Source organism: Candidatus Roseilinea sp. NK_OTU-006 (genome assembly GCF_012931985.1).
Classification (GTDB): Bacteria; Chloroflexota; Anaerolineae; order J036; family Brachytrichaceae; genus JAAFGM01.
Genome location: NZ_JAAFGM010000004.1, coordinates 177057 through 186053 on the forward strand (window position 1 = coordinate 177057; position 8997 = coordinate 186053).

At 45.0% G+C, this 8997-nt stretch carries 8 protein-coding genes; all 8 read right to left on the reverse strand.

Features of this window, described 5'->3' with window-relative positions; genetic code table 11:
* Positions 1-45: 45 nt before the first annotated feature.
* The gene (locus tag GXH28_RS04290; RefSeq protein WP_169237775.1) at positions 46-798 is read right to left on the reverse strand and encodes a hypothetical protein; all 753 of its coding nucleotides are present in this window, start codon (positions 796-798) and stop codon (positions 46-48) included.
* A 123-nt stretch (positions 799-921) separates the two neighbouring features.
* Positions 922-2277, reverse strand: a complete 1356-nt coding sequence (locus GXH28_RS04295) for an endo-1,4-beta-xylanase (RefSeq protein ID WP_169237776.1) — start codon at positions 2275-2277, stop codon at positions 922-924.
* Between the two features lie 112 nt (positions 2278-2389).
* On the reverse strand, positions 2390-2734 hold the full coding sequence (locus GXH28_RS04300) for a bleomycin resistance protein (protein ID WP_169237777.1): 345 nt from the start codon (positions 2732-2734) through the stop codon (positions 2390-2392).
* A gap of 23 nt (positions 2735-2757) precedes the next feature.
* On the reverse strand, positions 2758-3228 hold the full coding sequence (locus tag GXH28_RS04305) for an AraC family transcriptional regulator (RefSeq protein ID WP_169237778.1): 471 nt from the start codon (positions 3226-3228) through the stop codon (positions 2758-2760).
* A 142-nt stretch (positions 3229-3370) separates the two neighbouring features.
* Positions 3371-4993 carry a glycosyltransferase family 39 protein gene (locus tag GXH28_RS04310; protein ID WP_169237779.1) on the reverse strand — a complete coding sequence of 541 codons (1623 nt, stop codon included), beginning with the start codon at positions 4991-4993 and terminating at the stop codon, positions 3371-3373.
* 156 nt (positions 4994-5149) lie between these two features.
* On the reverse strand, positions 5150-7294 hold the full coding sequence (locus GXH28_RS04315) for a Piwi domain-containing protein (protein ID WP_169237780.1): 2145 nt from the start codon (positions 7292-7294) through the stop codon (positions 5150-5152).
* Positions 7295-7419: 125 nt separating this feature from the next.
* A complete protein-coding gene (locus tag GXH28_RS04320) occupies positions 7420-8364 on the reverse strand; it encodes a DNA adenine methylase (RefSeq protein WP_169237781.1) in 945 nt (314 codons plus the stop codon).
* Positions 8361-8997 (reverse strand): type II restriction endonuclease (locus GXH28_RS04325; RefSeq protein ID WP_169237782.1); only part of this gene is annotated, 637 nt, incomplete at its 5' end. The genes GXH28_RS04320 and GXH28_RS04325, both read right to left, overlap by 4 nt.

Consider the following 8997-nt stretch of genomic DNA (forward strand, 5'->3'; position numbering starts at 1 on the left):
ATTACTCTGTTCCCAAGTTGCTAGGAGGAAAACCATATAGTGTCATTAGCTTTCGACCGATATAGTATTCACAAACTCTCTGTCCGATGACTCCAGAAGAGATTCGTTCCGTTCGATAAATTCTCGTAAATTCTGCGAGAGCAGGATAAAGAATTCCCTTATGACATCAAGCATTTTCTCACAGAAGCCCTGCTCAAGAAGTACACTATCCTTGTCCAAGCGCAATAAGTTAGCATTGTCTTTAGCATATTGTTCTATAGGTCTGCGGTCAGGACTGCCTTTGTCAATATACGCATCGTTGTGAACAATACAGTTGCGAATGCGCCTATATGTTTGTATTTGTGCCCATTCAGAGGAATTGTCGGGGAACGAAGCGCCCAAAACCTTTGCGATATAGATTCTGGCTTTATCTATATCGTTTTGGCCTTTAATATCCGAGACAGACACTTTTACATCCTTGCGCCTTAAGAAACGACAAATGTCTATAAGCGAATGCTCAGTAAAAGAATATATGCTAACGAGTAGAGAATTACGCAACAACCTTGTCAAGCGACCCTTAGGCCAACTAAAATAGTAATCTCTATTAAAACGAGAGCTAATCCACTCCTGTTGCCGGGAAGATAAATGCAATCTTAGGAAGGCTTCCTGCTTTTGAATCAGTTGCGTAAAACATTCCTGGCGCAATGGCATCAAGAAATGCTCAGTATCTCTCACGAAGGATGCTAGCTCTCCAATCTCGTCAAGAATGCCAGGAAGCAAATGGTGTTCGAAAAGAAACTTTACAGGTCTAGGATCCATGTGTATTGTGATAATGGGAGTGATATAGCGCCCAACGGCCTGCGCATCACCTGCGGCGAGCCGAGCGTAGCAAGGCGAAGCCGTCAGGTGGATGCGCGTGTTGGGCGGCGAATGTCAGTGCCATCAAGAATGTCGAGAGTAGAACTCCTGCAGGACTTCCATAATGGCGTACCATGACGGTTTAGGCTGGTAGTTGTCGTCAAACAATAATGGGTCCGCATCTGGTCCGCCATGTGGTGACTGCAAGTTAGGATCTTCAAGCCACGACCACTTGTCTACCAATCCAAATACAGAAAAACTCTTTACTCCGGATTCAAGGCAAACCCGTAAAATGGAATCGTATACCCTCCTCTGCAACTCAAATCGCTCTTCTTGTGAACCTGGCACACCACCTAATCTCACATCAAATTCTGTAACCAATACCTCAACATCCAAGTCACGATATTTCTGAATATTCCTACGGAGAGCCTCTACTTTTGTGTCTAAATCTCCTGGTGTCAGAAAATCTTTGCCATAAAGATGCATCTGAAAGCCAATACCGTGGATAGGAACGTTCTTCTCCTTGAGGCCACGTACTAATTCATATACTTTTTGATCACGAGAACGGTCATAGAGCAAGTAGCCTGGAAATTCAATACCAAAATCATTGAGGATAAGTTCGGCTTCTGGATCTGCTTCATTAGCCCACCTGAAAGCCATTTCAACCCATTCGTAACTTGGCCCAAGCCTATCATGCCAGAAGGAGCTCAATCTCTCTCCACCTTCCCAGGAGAGACCAAACAATTCGTTGACGACAACCCATCTTTTGACTCGCCCTTTATACCGTCCGACAACCGTTGTAGTGTGTTCGTGAAGAATGGACAATAACTCTTCTCTACTAAAATTGCCCTGAGCCAGCCATGAGGGGATAAAGGCTTGTCCGCCTGCTACGAGATGTAATGCCATAATCGGTAGTTGCAGAGTCTGTGCATTTTGAACCAGGGCGTCCATTTCTCTAAAATCAAATTCTTCTCGAGTAGGACGCAATCCTCCATAAGACACAAACCAGTTTAACTCCCAACTACTAACCCAAAGATTAGCCGTTTCCAGAAACAATTTCTTTAGTACTGTGCGTTCTGATTCTGGCCACCATAAAAGCCCGCCTACTGCTACCACTATACCAAACTCAATACCTAGCAAATCCGCACAAGCACGAATGGAGTTGGGAACAGGTGTTGGTGTCTGCGGTATGGTGGGTGTGGCCGTGGGTGTGCTGGTAGGTGTTGGTGTCGGCGGTATCGTGGGGGTGGCCGTGGGTGTGCTGGTAGGTGTTGGGGCAGCGGTTGCTGTAGGTATAGGTGTGCTGGTGGGCACGTCGGTGGGAGGCGGTGTGGCGGTGGTAGGCGTCGGAATGCCCCTACAAGCGGACAAAATGAGCCCCAGAGAAGCTGTTCCACTCAACTTGAGCAAATCACGTCGGCTCAGTTTGCGGTTTTTCATACTCCCAGCTCTTTGACTTCAGCCGCCCAACGGTTTGCGCTTCACCTGCGCCGCGCAGCGCAGCGGAGCGGCGTCGGGTGCAAGCGCAGGTTGGGCGGCATTCTTTCAGGAATTAACCATTTTCAAAGAAAAAGAGCCCGTTTCCATCTATATCAAGCGCGACAAACTCTTTTACGCCCCAAGGCTTTTCTTCCAAAGCGCCGTTTGGATGGATAACCCCTGCTTGCTGATACTCCTTATACAACGCCTCAATATTGTCCACTGCTATCCTGCAAGCAGTGTTCTCGGCGATATTCTTATCCTGACATTCCCAAAGATGGATTTCTACGGCATCGCGCTTAACGGCAGCATAATCGCCATAGTTGAAAAGTTCCACAAAGCCCAATTTGCTCTTATAAAATTCGACCGAAGCCTTTACATTGGCAGCAGGGAATTTGGGGACAACATATTTAAACATCGTCTGCTCCTATCTATGATTGCCTACAAAATCGGAACACAAAAGTCCATAGTATGCTCGTAGTAGACTTCATAACTGGGACGTTGTGGGTCTACAATCAGTTGATGTTGTGGCACATACTCTGCAAAGAAACGCCCAATAGTCTCTCCTATCGTGTTCGAGTCTTTCTCAAGTGATAAGATTGCATAACGCCCACCTGGTAGTTGTTTTGTTTGGATATCTTCTGTGTCTTGGAAAATGGATTCAGGAAGCTCTAATGCACACTCATAACCAACTAATTGAGCGCCGTTGGTGCGTGGGATGCCAATTACCTTTAGGGCTGAAGGGTCGTAGCCGCACTGTTGAGCCCAGTCTTTTATATGTTGAAAACTGTCCCGAATTTGTTCGTTATAACTACCAGTTGCTTGTTGTAGTTGGCAAGACACATAGGCGATAAAGGCAGGTGTCAAATCTTGTATAATAACGTGCAATGGTTGTTCAGTAAGAATGTTCATAAAAAGTCTCCCGTGCTGAAATTGTGAATGACAAAGTAAGGGTATTGGTGTGTTGGAACGGATTAAGCCGCCCAACGGTCGGGTTCAGCCGCGTTGCGGAGCGCAGCGGAGCAACGTCGGCTGCAACCCGTTGTTAGGCGCACTACCTTGTTACCATCTCCAATATTTGATAATCGCCAAACTCTGCGACTAGCGAATATTTAGATCGGATAAAGTCATCTAAATAACTTACACCACTACTATTTGCGCTGGCATTAGGCTCTCCAGATTCAGGTATGTTTACAAGAACTATCCATTTCACGTTTTTCGATTCAATGTCATGAGCTATTACTTGCTGGACAGGCAGGGTCGTAGCAACTCCTGGATACAGTTCACTGTAACGTGACGCACTCTGGCGGGCGGATAGAAAATAAAACCCAATATCATTTACGAAAATGAGGTCATGCCTTCGATTACCCACAAAGATTGATTCACCTTCTATAGTATGTGTCCTAATATACTCAACTGCCTGTTCTTGATCGTTCCTTAGGGGGATGCAACTTGCTCTCTCTACTTGAGAGTAGCACCCCAGCGGTGAGAAGTTCCTTAGAGAAAACGAAAGGTATCTGGCAGGTAAAAAAATATATAGAGTGACAAGACCAGTTAGCAACAGCAGAAGCACTAACTTGATTGCTCGGTTCACAGAATTGAACACGTTAGGGGAGAGGAGCGAAACAACAACGAGTGATGCCATAAGCGAAGTAGGTACTACGTGGATGTAATCGTATCGGCTTAATGCTTGAGCAAAGAGCAACACTCCCAGAATACCAGCAGCAACCCTTCCAAAATATTGGGTATTGAAGATAATACGTTTGCTAAGAATGGAGTGAGCATAGCAGGAAAATGCAATGCCATATACAGCCAGAGGGAAGTAAAATCGCAGCCAGCTCAAGAGTTCAGAATAAGTACTCCTGGAAGTGGAGATATTCAAGCTTGAAAGAGCAAAAATGGGAAAAAGTAGCGCAGGATAGGGTCTCCAACGCACATCATGGAGTATAGTTGTAGGAAAGATTACCACCTGATCCCATAAATTGCCAAATCCGCTTACGGAACTCACGTATCCATAACATGTTAGTACAACGGTTACTGTTGCCCCTAATAATATCGCTATTTCGGATGCGGCGAATAATGCTCTGGTTGAAAGTCTACTCTCTCGAGTAACACGGAAAAGGTGAAACAGGAAGACCGTCGCAACTAAACTAATGCTAACATATAGGCCGATATCCCACCTAAAGAAAGAGGCAAAACCTATGAGCGTTCCAGCTAAGAGAAGCCAATATCGTCGACCAGTATCCGTATATTCAAGCAAACTCAAGATTGACAAAAGGCTGAGTGCTAGTGATGGAAACACTGCGTAAGTATAAAAACCAGCGGAGCCAAGCAACAGCGCGGTAGTGATAAATGCAAAGTAGGCCAAGGTACGAGATGTAATTTTCTTGGCGATCAACCACACAGAAAATGCTATCATGAAACGCACAAATGTGTCGTATACACGGGAGACAAGCAAAGACGTGCCGAAAGCTTTGAAAAGGGCGGCTAAAGCATAAAATTGACCTGGGGGATAAATCGCCCAGAAGTCTTTATACGGAACATCACCATTCATTATCCTTGTTGCATTGAAGACGGCGAACCCTTCATCATAGAAGTTGAAAGGAGTTTTAATCTGGATAAGCAAGACCAACAATACACAAAGCAAAAGCAGGGATGTTGCGGTTTGTGAGAGCAACGGTGCATTTCTTATCATCATATCGTGTGTTTACTCCATGACATCCGACTGCGCCTAACGGCCCGCGCATCAGCCGCACGCAGAGCGAGCGAAGCGAGCGGAGCGTGTCAGCTGGATGCGCTGGTTATGTCGCTTTTCTTTGAAGTTTACCTTCTTTTACAACCAGAATGGTACGTCTCCTTCTAAATCTTTTGGTTTGATGCCAAGCAGTGACAACTCTGCAATCTTGTCGCTGTAATGAATCGTCACTGGCAAACGCGGCTCTCTAACCGAACCATAATGCAAGAGCGTCAGCGATAGCACCGAATGAATAGCATTTTCGATTGGGAAGGTTGGTTCTGTCCTGATTTGAAGCGGACGTGGTGTACTGCCTTTGAAAGGAGGCAGTGAAGAAACCAAGAATGCCTCCGTATCGCTTATTTTAAATGCTGTCCCCTTCGGCGGTCTGTCTATAGCGGAGGCGACTGTGCCTTGATAAAGACGGGGTGCTCCAGATTTGATTACTTCAACCAGATGGAACTGTGCACCAATCTGTTTTGCCCATTCCATCAATGCCAATTTTTCCCCACCACGAAATTGTCCGTCACGATGAATCACGACACGTTTGCCTTGAAATTCCTTGAGAGGGAAAAGACTGCGCAGAATACTGCTTGGTATTGTTTCCCCTTCAATCGGCGCATCGTGGATAATGTATCGTAGAAATTGACCATCGCTAAAATAGATTCTTGCAATGGCAGTCGCGTTCACTGTTCCCGATAACTTTTGTTTCGCTCTACGAGCAATGTCAATTCCAACGACAATATCAGCGTAAGGAAGCGGTTTCGCTAAAACAAATGGAACATTCCTTGTTTTTGCCAATATACCCAACACGATATTGTCCATCGCATATTGTTCAGAGAATGTATCTTCATAGACAACTTGGCTCGGGATACCATGTCGCATTGTCAATGACTTGAAGACATGATACATACTCTCTTCTTCATCTTCTTCCCACTCGTCGTGGTATGCATTTCCAGGGAACAGAGCAAGCAAAATGTCAGGCTTTGCCGATTCGAAACAGTCTATTGCGTTTTCCAAATTTGCTCGTGAAAGTCTTTCGATCTTCTGTTGACGTTGTCCATTGACTTCAACTGATTGAATAGAGAAATTCAATTTCTCCAACGCGGCTTTGAGCTCATGTAGGAATGTCATCAATGCTTGCTGCGCAACTTGCGATGACGCGTTAATTACCCCAATTTTTATAGGGTGCTTCTTGTCAGGAAATGCGCTTGAACGTTTAAATACACCATGCTGTTCCAAGCTCCGATAAATGCGTTGCCCTTCGCCGCGATGAATTTGATTGTCGCCAACACGCAATTCGGGCACAAAGGCCACATCGGGCGGTCTCAAGAATGCTTGCGGCAACGATCTAGACTCGAAACTGTCGGCGAGAATTCCGTGCTTTTTACCAATGGCGGCGATTTCATGAACAAGAGTGTATCTTGTTTGTGGATCAAGCCGCAATGCTTTGGAAACTTGACGTGGATCCACTCTAAATTTCTTGAGATCACCCATTCGAACGACAGGGCGTAACATACTTGCAATATAAATATATTGGCTTGTGCGAGTTTCAATTTTAACGGTCAGTTCATCATCAGGAGCGCGGCTAATCAAATTGCGTGTCATCTCATCGCTGGATTTACTGAGAAGCCATTCACGCATTTCGCGAACATTGCCAGTAATCTCGACGATTGTCCCTTTGAAATCCTTCGCTGTCACAGCGACCATCATTCCGACAAGTTCTTGCGGACTTTTCAGGGTGGCGGCAAACTCATGGAGTAATTGAGTATGAAAAATGTTGGACGAAACAGTGATGGAAACCGCTGGTTCGTTGTTCACTGCCCAACCGCGTAAAGCGTAGTCGCGGTCAACTCGGATTTTGCCGAAATTCTGTTTTTTCGGCTCAAGCACTCTCCGAATTTCTGCTTGGTAGTTTGCGAGCAAACCGCGAGCTGTGAATTCGCCCTGCTCCCAAGCCGAAGGTTTCCATGTTGTATTAAGAGTAACACTCCGCACATCGTTTAATGGTTCTTCTGTCCATAATTGTTTCAGAAATTCTCCATTTGCTTCATCTTGGGATGGCTTGTCTGTGACGATTTGACCACCGCACCACACCCAATTCCCACCAAACTTATTCCGCAAGCGATATGCTAACCTTCCGCCGATTGCCGATACATCATCGCTTACCGCTTTGATTGTATACGCAAACAGCTTAGGCAACGCTTGAGGAATAACAGGAAAGACATCAACGTAGATAATCATATCCATATCGTAGTTTCTCCTTCTGGTGGGAACGCTTACACGGCGATATTGGCGGCATAACGGCTTGCGCATCACCTGCGGCGAGCCGAGCGCAGCGAGGCGAAGCCGTCAGGTGGATGCGCTTGTTAGCCTGCCTGTTCATGCAAAGCAAACGCCAATTGGACAGGCTTGGCAGCTTTCGTAGTTTCAACTTTCCCTGCTTCATGGCCAGGTTTTATCAACAAAGCTTCTTCCATTAAATTTCTGAGATTTTCGGTCGAACCTACATGATAAAAATGAGTGAAGGTTCTTTCGACTAATCCATCCCAATAATAAGCAATATGTGGATTTAGGCGATATTTGTTTTCTTTCCACATAGACAACGCAAAACCACACGGCAAATTCCTAGCAAGCATCGCCAAATCAGCCGCGTCATCTTCCGACCATTGCTGATAATAATCTGTATGTCTGCCAATGTAAGGCGGATCTAGATATACAAAATCGTCTTGTGTGACATTCTCAAGAACGTCCCGCCAATCTCCAACGCGAAACGCCCAATCTTTGCCCTGCATGATTTTACGTATCCGTGAAATCTGATTAACTATCTTAGTCACGTAGGCCTGACGAAAGCGGTCTGGTTTACGGCAAAATGGAACATTAAACTCCCCTTTACTATTAAAGCGCATTATCCCGTTAAAACACGATCTGTTGAGAAAAATGAAGTCTAATGGATCTCCACCCTTGTTGAAGCGTTCTCTTACTGCATAATAGTAATCTCCGCCACTGACCAGCAATTTTTTACCTTCTGCTGTTAAATACTTTCTTACTTCTTCTGGCGACAAACTCCCATCATAAATCATCTGATATAGTCTGATGATGTGGGGATTGATATCATTAACTAATGCACGTTCTGGCTGAACATTGAACAAAACGACGCCTGACCCAAGAAACGGTTCTATCCATCGCCCTTTGCCATTCCAGGAGACATTGCTCAAGATGAATTTAACAAGTTTGGTTTTAATCCCCTGACACTTTATCGGGGGGACAATTACTTGCTTTACTGTGCGCGGTAAACCTGGAAGAACAATCACTTTGCCAAGCCTTTGTATTTCAAATAACTGCGCAAATTGGTATAAGGCGGCCGCTTCAATTCCGCTGCTCTTGCCATATCTTTGGTCAAGTAATACATCCAGTAGTCATCAAAAACATCTTCTCCTAACGAAGCAAACGGACCAGACCCATTTACAAGCTTATCAATCTCCGTGACTGAACCAATATTCTTGGTATTGCCACTCCCTGGACGGTCAGACGCGATGCAATATTTTTCTTGAGCAAAGAATTGAAAGTCTCTGATAACAGATGTAATCCGTTCAAGTTCATCGAGAGTGTATCTTCTTCGCTCATCAATCAAGTCATCAGTCTTTGAATAAATTACACCCAGAACAAAGTGTCCGCTATAAGAACTGTAAGGAAAAGTTATGTTTTTTGTGCTATTCCGTTCGCGGAAATATCCAGTAAAAGCCCCAAGTGTCATACCATTTACGCGGCTGCCATCAACTCTGTAAGTACTTTTCAAGTCAAGTGCAAAACGGTGATTATCATCATCTACAAAACTTATGTCTGGATAAAAGTTCTGCTGTTCCGATAAGACCATTTTCAAGCCATGCTTTTCTGCGAAGTGCGCAAGCTCTGGGAACAACAAAAGTTCCATGATTTTTGAGATA

Excerpts from the sequence above, each read along its gene's own strand:
- GXH28_RS04290 (WP_169237775.1), bottom strand. The coding sequence starts at position 798 with ATGGATCCTAGACCTGTAAAGTTTCTTTTCGAACACCATTTGCTTCCT.
- GXH28_RS04295 (WP_169237776.1), bottom strand. The coding sequence starts at position 2,277 with ATGAAAAACCGCAAACTGAGCCGACGTGATTTGCTCAAGTTGAGTGGA.
- GXH28_RS04300 (WP_169237777.1), bottom strand. The coding sequence starts at position 2,734 with ATGTTTAAATATGTTGTCCCCAAATTCCCTGCTGCCAATGTAAAGGCT.
- GXH28_RS04305 (WP_169237778.1), bottom strand. The coding sequence starts at position 3,228 with ATGAACATTCTTACTGAACAACCATTGCACGTTATTATACAAGATTTG.
- GXH28_RS04315 (WP_169237780.1), bottom strand. The coding sequence starts at position 7,294 with ATGATTATCTACGTTGATGTCTTTCCTGTTATTCCTCAAGCGTTGCCT.